Raw genomic sequence first — 20,987 nt, forward strand, 5'->3', positions numbered from 1 at the left:
AACTGACTATCAACACGATTGACATATGTGCTATTTTTTTGCACATGTGTGACAGGACTTGTTGCTTTTTCCGATTTAATTGCGCATACTGAATTCTGTGCAAAATTACAAAGCCGTATTAATTGCCTGATGTTCAGTAAAAGCGTATACTAACTTAAATACTTATGAAAATGAAAGCTTTCTATAAAATGCAGCCGGATCAGATCAGCATCTTTCTTATATATCCTGAAAGTGTGGCTGCCTCAAATCCACATTTAATTCAGGAACTGAACGACTAAAATCGTGTTCTATCCGGGACTCGATGAATAAAGTTTCTGTAATAAATATTTGGATCTGAAAACAAAGATTATCCGATAATTTTTCAGCAATAAATTTCTTCCAAAACGGAAACTTTCACATAACCGGAATTAAAAGAAAAGTATAATAAAGAAAGCAATGGCATAAATTCTAAATCATTAAAAAATGAAATACCTAAATATCATATTTGTATTTTCTCTGGTTGTTCTGATTCTGTCGGGATGTTCTGCCGAAAAAGGAAAAGACAATGTTGTGATTGATTTGAATGAGAAACCGGTGCGGATTTCATCCATTAAGAATATCTCCGGATTTTTTGGCGATCGAATGGAACTGAATCGAGATACTTATTTGAAAAATTTTCCGATTGATAAATATGTTGATTTTATTGTTAAAAGAGAGCACACAGACTGGGACTGGACCCAGGCAGAACAACACGGGAAATGGGTTGAATCTGCTTATTTGTCGGCAATCCAAAGTGATGATAAAGAATTGTTGGCAAAGGTTCAGGAAGTACTGGACAGAATAATCAAATCGCAAGAAGAGAGCGGCTATGTGGGAGCAACGGCAAAAAGCTTCAGGTCGGCAGAACGACCGATTCGCGGAATGGATCCATATGAGCTCTATTTTGTTTTTCATGCTTTTATTACCGTTTATGAAGAAACCGGAGATGAAAAAGCACTTGTTGCCGTTGAAAAGCTTGCCGATTATTTCTTAAATAATTTTGGCGAAGGGAAGCAGGAGTTTTGGCCATCGGACCTGAGATATCCCGAGAACGTACATAAAAAGTTAGCCGGAGTTTCCAATTTTGCAGGCCACAGCGTACACTATTCGTGGGAAGGCGCGCTTTTAGCCGATCCTGTGGCCAGACTATATGAATTAACCGGAAAAGAAAAGTACCTCGACTGGAGCCAGTGGGTGGTCAGTAATATCGATAAGTGGAGCGGCTGGAATTCTTTCTCAAAATTAGATTCTGTAGCCGACGGAACTTTGGGAGTAGGCGAACTACAACCCTATGTACACTCTCACACTTTCCATATGAATTTTATGGGCTTTTTAAGGCTTTACCGCATTACCGGCGATGCCACCTTATTGCGCAAAGTAAAAGGTGCCTGGGACGATATTAACGAACGACAAATGTACATTACCGGTGGTGTAAGCGTGGCCGAACACTACGAACACGACTATGTTAAGCCAATTTCAGGCAACATTGTTGAAACCTGTGCCACCATGTCGTGGATGCAACTGACACAAATGCTTCTGGAAATTACAGGCGATGTAAAGTATGCCGATGCCATTGAGCGTTTGATGATTAATCATGTTTTTGCTGCCCAGGAAAGCGAAAGCGGCGTTTGCCGGTATCATACCGCTCCAAACGGAGTTAAACCTGAAGGTTGTTTCCATGGCCCCGATTGCTGCACGGCAAGCGGACATCGTATCATATCGCTTCTGCCTACATTTTTATATGCTGAAAACGACCGCGATTTCTTCATCAATCAATACATTTCTTCTCAGTATTTGGGAGATGACCTTTCGCTTGATATTAAAGGGAAATACCCCGAATCTGAAAAATTTGAAATTGAAGTAACTTCAGGTAAAGCCGTTGATAAAACATTGAATCTGCGAATTCCTGCGTGGTGTACTAATCCAAAGATAAAAGTTAATGGTGAAGAAATAGCTGATGTTCAACCGGGAACTTATCTTGAATTGCCGGCATCCTGGAACAAAGGAGATGTGATTGCAGTTGAATTCCCAATGGAAGAGAAATGGCTGAAACGCGCACACCACAGCGAGTACAGTATGTATTATCTGCCGGGTGGAGAGCATATGTATAAAGAAACTCCAACCGACCACGTTCCATATGCATTTGTGCGCGGACCGATTGTTTATGCACTGGACATGGTTTGGAACGAAAAGCTGAAAAAGGATAATGTTGACCTCAATAAGGAGATTAAAATTGATACAGGAATTGTTCCGGTGAAAGTGGATAAACCCGGAGTGGATATGCTTGGTCCGGTATATCTCGCCAGTGCTTCTTTAGGAGACACTAAAGTTAAAGTCAATTTGGTGCCATTTGCCAATATCGGACAATGGTATCGTGAAGGCCAAACCAAGCCCGACAAATATTCAAATGCATTTTCATACGGCATATGGTTGTATAATAAATAACTAGCATGAGATCTATTGTATTTTTAATGAACTTTTTAACCGTTATCTGCATAGCAGGATTATCGGCTAATGCACAAACACTTCTAAATATTGCACCTAACGCATCATCTGTTACCGCCTCATACACAGCACCATGGAATAATCTAAATGCTGTTAATAATCAAACTATCGGCTATGGTTTGGTGGGTGGCGGAACACCTCAATTGGGCAATTCAGAAACCTGGGGAACATGGAGTGGTGATCGTCCCGAATCGCAATGGTTAAGTTATGAATGGTCCGATTCGGTTCTGATAAACAGAGTTTCAGTGTACTTCTGGTGCGATAATGCCAGCTCAACGGCGGGCGATGGAGTTGCACTACCTTCTTCATGGAAAGTTCAGTACCAGGCTGGCAGTTCATCAGAATGGCAGGATGTAACACTTACAGATGGTCAGTCTTATCCTTCTCATATTGCTACTCCAAATGAGGTTGAATTTGAACCTGTTAATACAAAAAAAATACGTTTATTCCTGAATGCCTCGACCAATGGAACGTCGTATGCTGCGGTGGGCGTAACAGAATGGGAGGTTTATTCCGAGTTTGCAGAACCTGCAGTGCTGATCAATACTTCAAAACTTGTATTGTCTGATGTTCGGGGAAAGTCAACAGCAACCGTGAATATTAAAGGAATAAACATTCCGGAAGAAGGAATTGACCTTGCTTTTAAAAACGAATTAAATGGCGTGGCAATATCAGCAACCCACATTACTCAGTCCGAAGCCCTCACGGATAATGGATACAACCTGACTTTGACCTTTAATCCTGAAGATGGTATCAGCGATTTTGATACCCTGGTTTTTGCTGCAGGTGAAACAAATAAAAATATAATTGTAAATACTTCGAAAGACAATGCTTGTTTTCAGGAAAAAATTCTGAACCTGATATTTGATCCGCAATTTCTTTCCATGGAGCGATTCTCAACATGGAGCACTCCTCCGGTTATTGTAACACTTTCAGACGGAGAAGATATTAAATGCGGTGCAACGTGCTTAAAACTCGAAGGCTCATCGGGCATTGAATCGCCAAACATGTATTTCGATGCCACTGAGTATAATATTTCCGGATGGATAAAAACCAACGGCACCTTTGAAACCGGAATTTATGGAAATGGCGGTGTGTTTTCAAGTTCTGATGAAGCTACTGTTCAACAAACAAGAGACTATATTTACTTTTTAATTCCTGATACGAAAGAAGAATGGCATTACTTTGAATATAAGTTTAAAGTTTCAAATTCTGTTTCAGGAGGTACCTGGGTTAATAACGGGAATAATGAAACAGCAACCCGTGTATATTTGGATAACTGGCAGGTTTACGATGCGAGCGATTCAGTAAGTATTGATACTGCGGGCAACCATGATTATCACGATTACCCGATTGAACCTGTATCTTTTACAGATGTGAAACTGAGTGATAATTTCTGGTCGCCACGTATTATCCAAAACCAGCAAACAACTATTCCAATTGCATTGTATCAGTGCTACATTACCGGGCGTGTGGATAATTTTAAGAAAGCCGGGGGATTAATTCCGGGCTATTTCTCAACCGAATATACCTTCGACGATACCGATATTTATAAAATTTTGGAGGGTATGTCGTATTCTATCCAAAGCTTGCCCAATGCGGAACTGGAAGAGCAAATGGATACACTGATCTATTACATTGAACAGGCACAGGAAGAAGATGGCTATTTATACACAGCACGTACTGCCGGCGAACCGGGTAATATGCACAGCTGGGTTGGAGCCGAACGTTGGGAAAAAGATCCTGATTTAAGCCACGAATTATATAACTGCGGACATTTGTACGAAGCAGCTGTCGCACATTACAATGCTACAGGAAAACGATCGTTGCTCGATATTGCCATCAAAAGTGCCGACCTTTTGGTTAAAGATTTTTTGGTTGGCGGTTTAACTTACGAGCCCGGTCATCAAATCGTTGAAATGGGTTTGGTGAAAATGTACCGGGTTACAGGTAAAGAAGAATACCTTGAGTTGGCCAAATATTTCCTGGATATTCGCGGCACCAAAGGAGTTATGAGAAATGAATACAGCCAGAGCAATTTACCGGTAATTAAACAGACCGAAGCTGTGGGTCATGCTGTTCGGGCCGTTTATATGTATTCAGGAATGGCTGATGTAGCTGCTTTAACCAAGAATACTTCCTACCTGAATGCGATTGACACGATCTGGGAAAATGTTGTGGAGAAGAAGTACTACATTACCGGTGGAATTGGAGCAAAACACGATGGCGAGGCTTTCGATCATAATTATGTATTACCGAACAAAGAGGCGTACTGTGAAACCTGTGCAGCTATCGGTAATGTTTACTGGAATCATCGCATGTTTCTTTTACACGGAGAATCGAAATATTACGATGTAATTGAACGAACTTTATACAACGGAGTCATATCGGGAATCAGCCTTTCAGGCGATCTTTTCTTTTATCCCAATCCTTTGGAATCAGACGGAGAATACCTCTTTAACCAGGGAGCCAATACGCGAAAAAAATGGTTTGGCTGCGCCTGTTGTCCGAGTAATTTGTGCCGGTTTATTCCTTCAATGCCGGGCTATATTTACGCTCAAAAAGGTGACAGCATTTATGTGAACCTCTATGTTCAGGGCGAATCGGAAATAGAATTAAATAATGATGTTGTGCATATTTCTCAAATCACAAATTATCCGTGGGAAGGGAAAGTCGGACTTCATGTCCATCCTGAAACAACAAAAGAATTCAGCCTTTTACTCCGGGTGCCCGGCTGGGTAAAAAACAAACCTGTACCGGGCGATTTGTACTCTTATCTTGATGCAAAAGAAAACGATATCATCTTAACATTAAATGGTGAACCGGTGGAATATACAATTAATACCGACGGTTATATTGTTTTAACCAAAAGCTGGACTTCGGATGATGTGATTAATATTGAATTTCCGATGGACATTCATCGAACTTTGGCCAATGAAAAGGTTGCGGAAGATGAGGGTAAAGTATCCCTGGAGCGCGGTCCGATCGTGTATACACTTGAATGGCCCGATAATAATGGTCATGTATTGAACAGTGTTATTGAAGACGACGATTCAATCTCAGCCCATAGCGAACCGGATTGGTTAAACGGAATGGTTAGCCTTAATATTGATGGAAACATAGCTATTGCTGATGGTGAAACAAATTCCATTATTTTGCAGGAAAAACAACTGAAAGCAATTCCATATTATGCATGGGCGAACAGAGGACCCGGGGAAATGGAGGTATGGATGGCACGATACAGTGACATCGCAGAGGCAAGTCCGGCAACAGATACTTTGACTTATTACGTAAATGTAGCACCGAAATATGGCTCTGATAATTCGGAATATCCTTTTACCACCGTGTCAATCGAAGCTCAGCTACTTAATGATGCATTTGGAATAAGCACAGTCGAGATTAAGAATAATTTTGGCACTTCCATAAGATATGCAGCGGTAAGCCCGGCAGGAACATTGAATACAAATTCCACAGCAAACAATCCCGGACACTGGTTTAATGCTGACGGATACGTAACCAACTGGAATGATAATTCTGTAGTGTTCTCCGAATTGAATATGTCCAATTTATCGTTCAATATCGGGTTGTTTCCTGGTTTGAGTGATGAAGGCGATGAATACATATTAAGTCAGGCATTAACATACACAAGCAATAATGTATCGCGCCGGGTTGTTTTTAAGTTTTATGTTACGGTAACCAACAAAACGGATATTGAAAAGGATAAGCTGAATGAGGAACAATCGGCGATTATCTATACTGATCGAAATGCATTGGTCGTAAAAAATATTAAATCTGACGCAAATATCATGGTTTATGATATATTAGGCCGGCAATTTGTGAATGAGCATGTCAATTCAACGTCATATAAAGTAAAACTGCCATCTGGAATTTATATCGTATCGATTGGCAAACAAAGGCAAAAGATTTTGATATCGAAGTATTTATAATCGGATGAAAACTGAGATCGGTCTTAAACGTTCTTAAATTGCGAAATCGAACAATTAATTACGAAGGCAGTATAAAAAAAATAGTGAGTCAGAGATTAAATAGAAAATCAAGAATGAAATACAGGTATACTAATTTGGATAAGACTAAATGAATAGAACTATGAATAGAAAGACATTATTAACACTTATGATCATCTTGGTGACATTAACAACGATTTATGCGCAAGATGAATACAATATTAGCAGTCCGGATGGTGCTGTTTCTGTTGATGTTACCATTTCGACAGATAAACATATAACTTATTCGGTTTCTCACTCAGGAACTTTGGTTCTTGAGCCTTCAAAACTGGGAGTCGTTAGAAAAGATGTTGATTTGTCGAAAGAACTGGTTCTCGATTCAGTTTCAGACGTCACAGCAGTTAACGACCAGTATACCTTGTTACATGGAAAACGTCATGAATGTGTGTATCAGGGAAACAAAAAAGTGTTTCATTTGTCGGGAGCCAACAATACAAAAATGGATATCATTTTCCAGGTCTCCAACGATGGTGTTGCCTTCAGGTATTATTTCCCCAACGAATCAGAAAGTAAGATTGAAATATCCAAAGAGACTTCGTCCTTTAACTTCCTGTCAACGGCCAAAGCATTTATTCAGCCGGCTATGGATTCAAAATCGGGCTGGAACCAAACACAGCCATCGTACGAAGAACAGTACTGGCGGGATATTAACGTTGGAACAGCAGCTCCGTTTACTGCAGGTTGGGTAATGCCTGCGCTCTTTAAATCAGGAAATATATGGGTGAGCCTTACTGAAACCGCTGTTGATGGCAATTATTGCGGATCGAGATTAAGCCGTTACTCGCCGGGAGGAGAATACAGCATACAATTTCCTCAGTCAACCGAGGGAGCAAACGGTGGAGCTGTTTATCCCGAATCGAATTCATCCTGGTACACGCCCTGGCGAATTATTGCATTGTCCGACAATCTGGGGACTCTGGTTGAATCAACATTGGGGACCGATCTGGCTACCCCTGAGAAATACGATGTTTCATCGTGGCTGGAGCCCGGCAAAGCATCATGGAGCTGGATTATGCTTGGCGATGGATCGATCAATTACAATGTGCAGAAACAATACATTGATTTTGCAGCTTCGATGAACTGGCAGTATTGTTTGGTGGATGTAAACTGGGATGTAAATATTGGATACAGCAGAATTGAGGAACTGGCCAATTATGCAGCCACTAAAAATGTTAAACTTATTTTGTGGTACAATTCCGCAGGTAACTGGAACACCGTTACGTTCTATACTCCGCGAAATAAAATGCTCACACACGAATCACGCGTAGCTGAATTTGCAAAACTGCAGGAAATGGGAATTGCAGGAATTAAAGTTGACTTTTTCCCGGGAGACGGTCAGTCGTCCATGAAGTACTATACCGATATTTTGAAAGATGCCGCTGATTACGAAATAGCAGTAAACTTCCACGGGTGTACTTTTCCACGAGGCTGGGCACGAACTTATCCTAACCTGATGACCATGGAGTCGATTAAAGGCGAGGAATACATCACCTTTAACCAGGCCGATGCCGATGCACAACCTGCGCACTGTACCACTATACCATTTACACGCAACCTTTTTGATCCGATGGATTTTACACCGGTTAATTTTTCCGGCATTTCCAATATCTCTCGTAAAACCACAAAAGGATTTGAAGCAGCGCTTTCCGTAATTTTCACATCAGGAATTCAACACTTTGCCGAATCGGTTAATGGTATGGCACAACAAAGGGATTTTCTGCAGGAATACATGCGAAACATTCCCGACACCTGGGACGATGTAAAATTTATTGAAGGCGATCCCGGTAAACTGGTTGTTATGGCACGCAAAGCGGGCGACAGGTGGTACATTGCCGGAATCAATGGTGAGCCGAAAGAAAAAACAATTAATCTGGATTTAGCGTTTTTAAACGATACGACTAAAGGAATTATTTATACGGATTCAATAAAAACATACCGCATTATTAAAAGGGGAGTTGATTTCTCGGAACCCTTTGATGTAAAATTGTACCCTTACGGAGGATTTGTCATTAAAACTATTCTCGACAGCTCTGAAATAGATACCATGGCTTATGCCATCGATACGCTCGTTGTCGACAATAGTGTGGCACTCGATTCCGGTCTGGTTGGCTATTTTCCTTTCGATGAAGGTGAAGGTGCAACCACCGAGAACATTGCTGAAGGTGACAACGTAGCTCCTGACGGAGATCTTCAGAATAACCCAGGCTGGGTAGATGGGAAATTTGGTAAAGCACTTAACTTTTCTTCTACATCAAGTAATCATGTTACCATTGGCACTTTCGATCCTACTCAAGGCGGACAAGCCATGTCAATTTCAGCCTGGATTCGGTGGGGTGGTACAGGAAGTGGCGGATGGCACGGTCTGTGTGGAAAACGAAATGGCTGGACAGGTGTACCTTTTATGTGGGATATTGCCACCATTGATAATAATGGAATCTTTCAGTTTGAAGTAAACACTGCTGAAGGAAAAAAAACAATGAATACCACACAACCTCCGGCAACAAACGATTGGACTCATGTGGTACTTACATTCGATGGAGAGTTTGCTACTTTCTATTATGATGGTGAGATCGAAAGTCAGGGCCCGATGGCATACGGCAATGGCCGTAATGCAACTTTTACGATAGGCTGTGCCGAACGAGGAGGTAACTATGCGTTTAACGGAATTATCGATGAATTCAGAATATACAACAGGGTACTAAACAGTAAGGAAGTAAGTGAATTATTCCTGTACGATCCGGGATTGATTAACAGCATCGATGATCAAGTGATCGACTCTAAAAAAGCGATGCATATTTATCCCAATCCAGTTTCGACGGAAGCTATTGTTTCTTATACTATTGATAAACCTGGTCTTGTAAATATTTCATTGTACGATATCACGGGTAAGGTGGTAAGGGAACTTATCAATGAACATGTAAAATCTACCGAAAATACGGTCGTACTCGACCGTGCCAACCTTTCGAGTGGCATATTCCTGTCAGTCCTAAAAGTGGATTCTAAAATTATTGCAACAGAAAAAATGATATTGAGATAGCTTATATTTATGAAAGAAAATTATCAGAATAACAAAATTAAATAGTCCATTATGAAATTTACAAAAATTACTTTTTTAATCATGATTGCTTCCTGCATCGCCTGGGTGAATAACCTGGCGGCGCAAACAACGACCAATCTGGCGTTGGAAGCAACAGTAACCACCTCATTTGTTTCGCCCTGGGAATCATTGGAGGCGGTAAAGGATGGAGTTGATCCAACAAGTTCAACAAAAACAACTACAGCATACGGAAACTGGAATGGTGATGGAGACTACGGTATTTACAACTGGGTGCAGTATGAATGGGAAAATGCTGTTCAAGTATCTTCAACATCAATTTACTGGTGGGATGACAATCCGGGTGATGTAGGAATTGCACAACCCACTGAAGCCTATATTGAATACTGGAACGGTTTGGAGTGGGTTAATGCCGGTGACATTGGAACCAATCTCGACATGTATAACAAATTGGAAATGGGTGATGTGTGGACACAGAAAATTAAAGTCACTATGAAGAGCCCGGCTGCTACCGGAATACTGGAGTGGAAAGTTATGGGCCAAACCGGTGGAGATGATTGCGAAGCAACAGTGTTTGATACTTATATAAAGGTAAATGATGCCGAAGCCTTAAAAGGTAATTCGATTAGTATTCTGGTAGGTGATAACCTGGTTCTTTCTGCCGATGAACAGGAAGCAGGAGAATATTTCTGGAGTGGACCCAATGAATTGTCAACAACAGGAAATGAAGTCAGCTTTACCGATATGCAAGCCAATCAATCGGGAACCTACAACATAAAGTTAATCAATGATTGTGGTAAAATTTCTGAGTCGGCCATTACTATAACAGTAAGTTTATCAAACGACGGTTCGGCATATTCCTGGCCATCTTATGAACCTACTATTTATTACGATTTCAGAGATGAGTATCCTGCACTGGAAATGCCCACTAAAGATTTGGATGATTGCGCAAACGTTGCAGGACGTAAATCTTCAGAATGGTGGACCTTTGTATGGGGGCCAAACAGACGCCAAGATGTAACGGATGTAGCCATCGATAATATGTTGGAGCGATTCAACAAGGATTTCGCCTATTTCCGGGATACCATGGGATGGCCACCGGACAAAAGAGCAAAAAACGGATACCGAAGTGCCATCTATTTGTTTGGCTCAGGCATGTGCGTAGACGGCCCCGATACTGATACCACAACTTTAGGAGGTTGGCAGGGAAGCATTAATTACCAGGGCGAGAACTGGCCAATGGTGCTGGCTTCGTATTTCCCCGTCAGGAGTTTCGATCCTAAATATAAAGATGATTACCAGACAGGAGCTATGATCCATGAAGGAATTCATGCCTTACTGGCCGATTTACCCGGTGCAAGAAACTCAGCATGGTTTCACGAAGGAGGAAATACCTGGTTGCAACAGGAAATGGAGTCAAGAAAATCAGGCGATTATTCATCTATGGGATTTCTGAATGTGGGAGCCCTCATTGCCCCGTTTATGCCTATCGAATGTTACAGTGGCTGGCTTCAGGACGAAACCTTTGGTGGCCCGTCAGCCGAGGGCGTTAATATGTTTGAAGGAAATCAGCAAATTTGTACCTGGAAAAATCTGTTGGGAGGAAACCAGTATGGTAATATGTTCCCCGTTATTTTCAGCCAGATTTTCGGCGACCACAGTGTTGCATGGATTTGGCGTTATTGCGAGAACCGCGTTTTGGAAGGCATTGCTGATACATTGGGTGATTACCAGATGCGTCGGGTAATTATGGAGTACAGGGCCAAACAGGCTATGCTGGATATTGGCAAGTGGTCGGAAGCAAGTCGTAAATTAATTGACGCAAACTTTGGCGTAGGAATACGAGCAGAATGGCAACCTTCATGGAAAAATCCTCCGACTTGGTATGCAACTCCGTATGTGATAACTTCTGAAGATGAGAACCGTGTACTTACACCTGAATACCGCACAACTCCGGGATGGTCAGGAGCTAATCAGATTCCTCTAATTGCAAATGGAGATACTGTTACTGTTGATTTCCAGCCGATCGGTAAAAATATGAGTTGCCAGTTGTGTTACCGGGCCACCGACGGATCTATCGTCTATGGTGAACCGGTGCTTGGAGGTGAATGCAAGCTGGCACTGGATAAACAACCTGCCAACGATGTAGTTATTGCTGTAATCTGTAATACGGATTACATCTACGAAGGCGAACAAACAAGAACAGCACATTTCGATTATCGCCTGAAATTGGTTGATGGTATAGAAAAACGTGGAAGCTGGAAAGCGAAATGGTACCAATGGGATAATAACATATACAACCCACCGCTTCCCACTACAACCGCCAATTTCATTGCCGATGCCACAAGTATCGATAAAGGTTCAAACGTCGAATTTAGCGACCGGTCATCTAATGTTGTACGAGGCTATCATTGGGACTTTGGTGATGGAACCACAAGTACAGAAAAAAATCCTGTTCATGCCTACGATACCACCGGAACATTTACTGTTACGTTGACCGTGCAAGGTACAAATGGAGATGTGATAAAGACAAAAGCTGATTATATTACAGTAACTTCACCTACAGGTATTATTGACCTGGAATCGGATGATAGAATTCTTCTGTTTCCAAACCCGGCAAAATCAACTTGTACAATACAATTGCCCGAAGAAATGAACGGGGAAGCCGAAGTTAAAATCTTCAATACAAGCGGAAAGGAATTAAGAATAACAACGAACCAGGTAGAGAAATCCTTTGAGATAGATTTATCACCTTTCTCTCCTGGCTTATATTTCGTTGCGGTAATCACAGAAGAACAATCAGTTACCAAGAAACTGATCATCGCTAAATAAGGCAGGTAAAATTCATCTGCTTATACCGAACTGAAGGTTTCAAAAGAAACCTTGGTTTGATGCCAAAAAGAAACCGGTTCAAGATTGAACCGGTTTCTTTTTATATCGTAATCCCTGTTTTGTTTCTTAAGCCAGATCATAACGATCGAGGTTCATCACTTTATCCCAGGCAGCAACAAAATCTTTCACAAATTTTTCACCTGAATCGGAACAACCATAAACCTCTGATAAAGCGCGAAGTTCAGATTGCGAACCAAAAATAAGATCTACTCGAGTTCCGGTCCATTTCAAATCACCGGTATTTCGGTCACGACCTTCAAATATTTCCTCATCCTTTGAAGTAGCCTTCCACTCTGTTCCCATATCCAGCAAATTCAGGAAAAAATCGTTACTTAAAGTTCCCGGCTTATCCGTAAACACTCCGTGTTTCGATCCATCCCAATTCGTTCCTAAAACCCGCATTCCGCCTATAAGAACGGTCATTTCGGGTGGAGTTAAAGTAAGCAACTGAGCTTTGTCAATCAGTAACTCTTCAGATTTTATCGAGTATTTTGCTTTTAGGTAATTTCGGAATCCATCTGCTGAAGGCTCCAGTACTTTGAATGCATCAACATCAGTTTGTTCCAATAAGGCATCGGCACGTCCCGGAGTAAATGGTACTTTCGCGTCATATCCTGCATCTTTTGCAGCCTGTTCAACACCTGCACAACCGCCTAATACAATCAGATCGGCCTTCGATACTTGTTTGCCTGACTGAGCTTCATTAAATGCCTTCTGAATGCCCTCAATAGTTTCAAGCACTTTCGCCAGCTTTTCCGGATTATTAACTTCCCAGTCTTTTTGCGGGGCAAAACGAATGCGTGCACCGTTTGCTCCTCCCCGCATGTCAGATCCGCGGAAGGTAGAAGCCGATGCCCAGGCCGTTGAAACCAAATCGGAAACTGACAATCCTGAATTCAGTAACTTACTTTTAAGTTCTTCGATATCCTGATCGTTAATAACTTCATGCGTAACAGCAGGAATCGGATCCTGCCAGATCAAATCTTCTTCCGGTACTTCCGGTCCCAAATAACGCGCTTTAGGTCCCATATCGCGGTGTGTTAATTTAAACCAGGCACGCGCAAATACCTCGGCAAACTCATCCGGATTTTCATAAAATCGACGCGAAATTTTTTCGTATTCCGGATCGAAACGTAATGACAGGTCGGTTGTCAACATAGCCGGTGCAATACGTTTTTCAGGATCGTGAGCATGAGGTACACTTCCTGCTCCAGCCTGACCTCTTGGTTTCCATTGATAAGCTCCCGCGGGACTTTTGGTCAATTCCCATTCGTAATCAAAAAGATTTTCGAAAAAGTTATTGCTCCATTTTGTCGGTGTTTTGGTCCACGTCACTTCAATACCACTCGTAATTGTATCGGCACCTTTTCCGGTTCCAAATGTACTTTTCCATCCCAGTCCCTGTTCTTCTAAACCTGCAGCTTCAGGTTCCGCACCAACGTGATCGGCGGGACCGGCTCCATGTGTTTTTCCAAATGTGTGTCCACCTGCAATCAAGGCCACCGTTTCTTCATCATTCATAGCCATGCGGGCAAAAGTTTCACGAATATCAATGGCAGCTTTTACCGGATCAGGCTCTCCGTTAGGCCCTTCAGGATTTACATAGATCAATCCCATTTGCACGGCGGCTAATGGATTTTCCAGGTCGCGATCACCCGAGTAACGTTCATCTTCCAACCAGGTCGTTTCTTTTCCCCAATACACATCGTGCTCAGGCTCCCAAACATCTGCACGTCCTCCGGCAAAACCAAAGGTTTTAAATCCCATAGATTCCAGAGCTACATTTCCGGCAAGAATCATCAGGTCGGCCCACGATATTTTTCTTCCATATTTTTGTTTGACCGGCCAGATCAAACGTCGAGCCTTGTCCAAACTCACATTATCGGGCCAACTGTTGAGCGGAGCGAAGCGTTGCTGTCCGGTTCCGCCTCCACCACGACCATCGCCTGTTCGATAAGTTCCGGCACTGTGCCAGGCCATCCGTATAAAAAACGGACCGTAATGACCAAAATCGGCCGGCCACCAATCCTTAGAGTCTGTCATTACCGCTTCAAGGTCTTTTTTAACCGCGGCTAAATCGAGACTTTTAAATTCTTCAGCATAGTTAAAGTTCTCGCCCATCGGGTCGGATAAGGACGAATTTTGCCGCAAAACACCTAAGTTCAATTGATTTGGCCACCAATCTTTATTGGATGTACCGCCACTGGCTCCATGACCGTGTACCGGACATTTGCCTTCGCCGTTAGAAGTGTGAGCATGTTCGTCTGAATGATTCTTATTTTCCATAATTATCTGTTTTAGTACTTAACCAAAAATAAAATAAACATTATAAATATATCTTATGCAACTATTATTTTAGATTATAGTTCACTATTCCCTATAATTTACGAAATATTGAGCAGCCTAAAAAAACAATTATTGTTAATAAAAATTGTATTTGTTATGCCTGAGGAAACAAGGCCAGCAGCAATGCAGATCCAATAACTACCAGGTTAATTAAAAGATTGCTGACCATAAAAAAGGCTTCTCAACGGAATGAGAAGCCTTTTCAAAAATTATATTTATTGTTGTTCTATCTTACAAACAGCAATTCACGGTATTTCGGAAGTGGCCATTTTTCGTTGTCCACGATTAATTCCAGTCGATCGATGTGTTTGCGCAACTCGTCGAGGAAAGGACGAACGCTTTGATTGTAGGCTCTTGCCCGATCGTAAACATCTTCTATTTTATTGGCTTTCGAACGCGCTTCAGTCATTTCTTTGCGCATGGTTTTTATGGACGAAATGTGTACCCCGATTTCCCTGATCAGTTCGAGCCGGCCACTGGCAAGCTCTTCAAATTCCTGAGGCGAGAATATCTCTTTTTGGCTTTTTACATTTTCCAGCAAAATGGTTTGATACTGCACTGCCGTGGGTACGATATGATTAATCGCCAGATCGGCCAGTACGCGAGATTCGATCTGTACCTTCATCACAAATTTCTCGTATTCTACTTCCACGCGACCAATAATTTCTGATTCGTTAAGCACCTGCATTTTTTCAAACAGCTTTTTGCTTGCAGGACGGAGGTACGCTTCCAGCGATTCAGGTACATTCGTAACGTTTGTTAATCCTCTTTTTGCAGCTTCTTCTATCCATTCCGCGCTGTAACCGTCGCCATTAAAACGAATCGGTTTCGAGGAAATAATAAGATCTTTCAATACCTGAAAAATCGCTTCATCCTTTTTAACATCTTTTTCGATCAGTTTATCCACAGCAGTCTTGAACTTCACCAACTGATTGGCCACCAAGGTGTTCAAAACAATTAACGCCGAAGCATTATTTGCCGACGAACCGATGGCCCTGAATTCGAAACGGTTACCCGTAAAAGCGAAGGGCGAGGTCCTGTTTCTGTCGGTACTGTCTAAAATGATCTCAGGAATACGGCCAATATTTAGTTTTAAAGCTGTCTTTTCGTCCGGAGTCATTTTTCGGTCCACCACAGCATCTTCCATTAAGTCGAGCATTTTGGATACTTCGGAACCTAAAAATACCGAAAGTATTGAAGGCGGTGCTTCATTGGCCCCCAGACGGTGCGAATTCGACTCAGTTAAAACACTCGATCGCAATAAGTCCTGACCATCGTAAACCGCCTGCAAAGTATTGATTACAAAGGTGAGAAATTGCAAATTTGATTTTGGATTTTTACCAGGCTTATAAACATTCACTCCGGTGTTGGTCATTAACGACCAGTTGTTGTGTTTGCCCGATCCGTTTACTCCTGCAAATGGCTTTTCATGAAAAAGTACCCGGAACTTATGCTTCCTGGCAATTTTTTGCATAATGTCCATCATCAGCTGGTTATGATCGTTGGCGAGATTTGCTTCTTCGTAAATGGGAGCAAATTCGAACTGATTTGGCGCCACCTCATTATGCCGCGTTTTTACCGGGATTCCCAGTTTGTAAGCTTCGTTTTCCAGATCTTGCATAAAGCGGTTGGCACGTGTTGGAATCGAAGAAAAATAATGGTCAGCCAGTTGCTGGTCTTTCGACGAACTGTGCCCCATTAAAGTACGGCCGGTCAGAACCAGGTCGGGGCGCGCCATGAACAAGGCCTCATCAATCAGGAAATATTCCTGTTCCCAACCCAGGTTGGCCTGCACTGAAGTCACATTTTTATCAAAATACTGGCAAACTTCAGTGGCCGCTTTATTAACTGCCTGCAAAGCCCTCAAAAGTGGAACTTTGTGGTCGAGTGCTTCGCCTGTATACGAAATAAAAATGGTGGGTATGGTTAAAGTAGTTTCGTTGATGAATGCCGGTGAAGTTGGATCCCAGGCCGTATAACCGCGCGCCTCAAAAGTTTGTCGGATACCACCACTAGGAAAAGAAGAAGCATCCGGTTCCTGCTGCGACAGCAGACTGCCGGAGAAAGATTCAATCACTCCCCCATCAGCACCATGCTCGATAAAGGCATCGTGTTTTTCGGCGGTAGAATCAGTCAGCGGATGAAACCAGTGCGTATAATGGGTTGCCCCGTTTTCAATCGCCCAGGCTTTCATTCCCTGTGCTACCTGGTCAGCCATTTTCCGATCAACAGCTTTTCCGTTTTCAATCGCATCGGTTACTGCTTTAAAAGCTTCGCGCGAAAGGTATTTTTTCATCTTTGGAGTATCGAAAACCAACATTCCAAAGTAATCGGATACAAGGTTATTCTCTCTGACGATCTCGTCAGGTTTACGGTTCAGCACTTCTTCAAGTGCCTTAAATCTGAATTGTGCCATCTTTGTGAAAAATTAAGTCTGTTTTGTAACTATAAAAATAACATTAATCCGGCTGGTATGCCATTTTTTTGGCATACATGATCAAATAATCACACTAATTTCTCATATCCACCTCCTTAACAACCAGGACAAACGTATAAGAACTTACGTTTTCCTTCATAACACCCCTCGTACCTAAAGCTCCCGAAATGTTTTTATGCACACTTCGTTTGATTATTAGTGAAACATGCCGTATTTTTCTGTCTTCGTAGCAATGATTGAACCAGGCTAAAAGAAGGCCACAAAAGCGACCGACGTAAGAACTAACCATCGTTTTTTGTAAAACTCAAAGTATAAATGAATAAAGCAGAAATTCTATACAGAATTAAAAATATCGCCAGCCAAAAAGTAAAAATCGCTTTTTCCGACATCGACGGAATTCTGCGCGGAAAATACATCCACAAAGACAAATTTGAAAAATCTATTGAACAGGGACTTGGATTCTGCGATGTAATTTTTGGTTGGGATTGTAACGATAAATGCTACGATAATGCAGAAGTTACAGGTTGGCACACCGGTTACCCTGATGCACATGCAACTATCGACATTAACTCATATCGCGAAATTCCCTGGGAAAACGATACTCCTTTCTTTATTGGCGATTTTAGCAACGATGAGAAATATGCAGCAGCCACCTGCTCCCGAAGTTTATTAAAACGAATTGATGCCGAAAGCAAGAAACTTGGATTTACACCCTTGTTTTCGCAAGAGTTCGAATGGTTTAATTTTCAGGGCACACCAAGCGAGATTAATGAAAGCGGGTTCGAAAACCTGAAGCCCATAACTCCCGGGATGTTTGGCTATTCAGTTTTACGTACTTCTCTGAATCAGGAATATTTCAATGATCTTTTTGAACTGCTTTCGAAGTTTAAAATACCGCTTGAAGGCATGCACACCGAAACGGGACCCGGTGTGGTGGAAGCCACGGTAATTTACGACGAGATTTTAAATGCTGCCGACAAAGCCATCCTGTTCAAAACTGCAGTCAAGGAAATTGCTTACCGACACAATTTTGTGGCCACATTTATGGCCAAATGGAACAAGGATCTTCCGGGAAGCGGCGGTCATATCCATCAAAGTTTGTGGGATAATCACCTCGAGAAGAATCTTTTTTACGATGCGAATACGTCGTCAGGAATGAGCAATTTAATGGAACACTACATTGCCGGACAATTAAAATGCCTTCCCGAAATATTACCGATGTTTGCACCCAATCCTAACTCATACAAACGGCTGAGCGGAGGCGATTGGGCACCACGAACGCTGACCTGGGGAATTGACAACCGAACGGCTTCAATTCGTGCTATTCCGGGGAGCCAAAGTTCTACACGAATTGAAATGCGTGTACCGGGCGCCGATACAAATGCCTACCTGGCTATGGCAGCATCGCTGGCAGCCGGATTATACGGAATAAAAAACAAGCTCCCGCTGGATACGAAAGCCATTACCGGCAATGCCTACCTTTCAAATTCCGGCAATCGCTTGCCGGATTCGCTGGAGAAAGCGATCAGGAAAATGGCAGGCTCGGAGATCGCCAATGAACTTTTTGGTGAAGCATTTGTAAACCATTTTACCAGAACGCGGGAATGGGAATGCCGGCAGGTTGACCCTAATGATGAATACTGGGAATTAAAAAGGTATTTTGAAATTATTTAGGTTAATTTTGAGTTTAAAAGAGCCCGGAAAATGCAAAAATCAGATTATGCACAAATTATAAAACTGGCCTGGCGCGAATTCGATGGCGACCGACACGAGATAAAAGGTGTTTTCGACGTAAGCGCCCAGGTTTCTACAAACCACGTTTATAAACTTTCGTTTTACAATCGCGAACACGTTTATGCCAAGATCTCGGAATACGGCAATTTTGAGGATTTCAGAGAAGACCATATTATTATCAATAACCTGGCCAACAACCTCGAGTATCCTTATCAGATGTTTTTAGCACAGTCGCTCGTGAAACGCAACGAATTATTTATTTATCGATATCATGAGCTCGATGGCAGTAGTGCATGGGTAGTTTTCTACAATCCCATTCTTATTCGAAACAAATTACCACGCCGTCTTGAAACAAAACAAATAAAAAAACTGGGACGCGAACTGGCCCGATTTCACAGAGCCTGTACCAATGTTGCGAACCAGCTGCCGCAATCATCGAAAAATGTGATTATCGATATTCAGCGCCTTAAACAATCGATATACAAAAATGAAATAAAAATGTGCGATGTGCACAAAGACACCATCTTGCGCCATGCCGACTATTTTCTGAGAAATACCGATCGTGTTGACTACATGACCGAAATAGAAACCATTCCGGTTTTTGTGGATTGGAACATTGGCAACTTCTCGGTTTCCGGAGATGCTAAATTCTATTCGCGTTGGGACTACGACTGGTTCAGAATGTCGTCGCGGGTAATGGATTTTTACTTTTTCAGCCGCGTGGTATCCGATGTTGGCGACCGAACTGTTTTTAGTTACCTTGTCGACACCCTCATGGAAGAACGTTTTATGATCTTTCTGAAAGAATATCACCGGACCTTCCCGCTTACCGAACCTGAAGTAAGGCTCATAAAAGAGGTTTACCGCTTTTTCATTTTAAATTATGTGGTAAAAGATGGTCCCTATTTTTTCAGGAAAACATATTCGAACAAGTTAATTCAGGAAGCTTACGAAACTTATTTCCCGGCAATGGATGCCAATTACCGGGTTGAGAAGATTTTGAAAACATTAAAATTATAATCCGGTATTATGCGTACAGTGAGTTTTAAAAGTGTAGTAAAAAAGTACAGAGCTGTTTTTTTCGATGCCTTTGGTGTATTGAAAAATCATTCAGGCTTGATTGAAGGAGTTGGAAACACATTCGAATATCTGGACTCAAAAGGGATCCCCTATTACGTATTAACAAACGATTCGTCACGCAGCCCCGATGAATTATCGAACTGGTACCAAAACAGAGGGCTCGAATGCATTACCACCGATAAGATCTTATCATCGGGGATGCTGGCGATGGAATTTTTCAAAACAAAACTGGCCAACGGAAAAGCAGTGGCTTATCTTGGTACAAAAGACTCGGCACACTACCTCGAAACCGCCGGACAACACACCGTTCCGATCAGCGAAGTAGACCTTGAAAAACTGGATCACATCAAATCTTTTGCTTTTCTCGACGATGAAGGTTTCGATTGGAACAAGGACATCGATAAAACCATCAACCTGCTTCGCCATAAAAACATGACGGTAATTGTTGCCAACACCGACATTAATTATCCGGTAAATAAAAACGATATTTCGGTGGCTATTGGTGGTTTGGCCGACATGGTAGAACAAATTCTGGGTAAAAAATTTATACGCTTTGGAAAACCCGATGCCCAAATGTTTTTACTCGCCTACGAACGCGCCATGGTGGATGTACCGAGCCTTAAACGCAGCGAAATTCTGATGGTTGGCGACACACTTTATACCGACATTATCGGGGGCAACAAATTCGGGCTCGACACAGCGCTCGTTCTATCGGGTAATACACTTCCCGAGATGGCAAAAATTAAAATCGGCAGTTCCGGGATCATTCCAACTTATATTTGTGAATCGGCGGTAATCAAATAATTCCGAATACCCCGATTGATGTCACAAAAAAAGCTGCTTCCCAAAAGGAAACAGCCTTTTCTATAATTTGCAATTATTTAGAATCTTGTGA

9 protein-coding genes are annotated in these 20,987 nt (G+C 42.1%); 7 read left to right on the top strand and 2 right to left on the bottom strand.

What is annotated here, in order from left to right; genetic code table 11:
* The first annotated feature begins 462 nt into the window (after positions 1-462).
* From WFY05_RS01440 to WFY05_RS01455, 4 genes are all read left to right on the top strand, one after another.
* Entirely contained in the window at positions 463-2,463 is a 2,001-nt protein-coding gene (locus tag WFY05_RS01440) for a beta-L-arabinofuranosidase domain-containing protein (RefSeq protein WP_340110935.1), read from the top strand.
* A 5-nt stretch (positions 2,464-2,468) separates the two neighbouring features.
* Positions 2,469-6,470 carry a beta-L-arabinofuranosidase domain-containing protein gene (locus WFY05_RS01445; RefSeq protein WP_340110936.1) on the top strand — a complete coding sequence of 1,334 codons (4,002 nt, stop codon included), beginning with the start codon at positions 2,469-2,471 and terminating at the stop codon, positions 6,468-6,470.
* Between the two features lie 160 nt (positions 6,471-6,630).
* On the top strand, positions 6,631-9,585 hold the full coding sequence (locus tag WFY05_RS01450; protein ID WP_340110937.1) for a glycoside hydrolase family 97 N-terminal domain-containing protein: 2,955 nt from the start codon (positions 6,631-6,633) through the stop codon (positions 9,583-9,585).
* 51 nt (positions 9,586-9,636) lie between these two features.
* Positions 9,637-12,435, top strand: a complete 2,799-nt coding sequence (locus tag WFY05_RS01455) for a T9SS type A sorting domain-containing protein (protein ID WP_340110938.1) — start codon at positions 9,637-9,639, stop codon at positions 12,433-12,435.
* A 126-nt stretch (positions 12,436-12,561) separates the two neighbouring features.
* Here the strand turns inward: WFY05_RS01455 and katG are convergent, their stop codons facing one another.
* Entirely contained in the window at positions 12,562-14,781 is a 2,220-nt protein-coding gene (gene katG, locus WFY05_RS01460) for a catalase/peroxidase HPI (RefSeq protein ID WP_340110939.1), read from the bottom strand.
* 286 nt (positions 14,782-15,067) lie between these two features.
* Entirely contained in the window at positions 15,068-17,257 is a 2,190-nt protein-coding gene (locus WFY05_RS01465; protein WP_340110940.1) for a glutamine synthetase III family protein, read from the bottom strand.
* A gap of 336 nt (positions 17,258-17,593) precedes the next feature.
* On the opposite strand from WFY05_RS01465, the gene WFY05_RS01470 reads away from it, so the two are divergent.
* Genes WFY05_RS01470 through WFY05_RS01480 form a run of 3 tightly spaced genes read left to right on the top strand, consistent with a single transcriptional unit; the run spans position 17,594 to position 20,896 of the window.
* Entirely contained in the window at positions 17,594-18,952 is a 1,359-nt protein-coding gene (locus WFY05_RS01470) for a glutamine synthetase family protein (RefSeq protein ID WP_340110941.1), read from the top strand.
* 30 nt (positions 18,953-18,982) lie between these two features.
* On the top strand, positions 18,983-20,032 hold the full coding sequence (locus WFY05_RS01475; RefSeq protein WP_340110942.1) for a hypothetical protein: 1,050 nt from the start codon (positions 18,983-18,985) through the stop codon (positions 20,030-20,032).
* Positions 20,033-20,041: 9 nt separating this feature from the next.
* The gene (locus WFY05_RS01480) at positions 20,042-20,896 is read left to right on the top strand and encodes an HAD-IIA family hydrolase (protein WP_340110943.1); all 855 of its coding nucleotides are present in this window, start codon (positions 20,042-20,044) and stop codon (positions 20,894-20,896) included.
* Positions 20,897-20,987 lie beyond the last annotated feature (91 nt).

It is taken from the genome of Maribellus mangrovi, from assembly GCF_037646455.1.
GTDB classification, from domain to species: Bacteria; Bacteroidota; Bacteroidia; order Bacteroidales; family Prolixibacteraceae; genus Draconibacterium; species Draconibacterium mangrovi_A.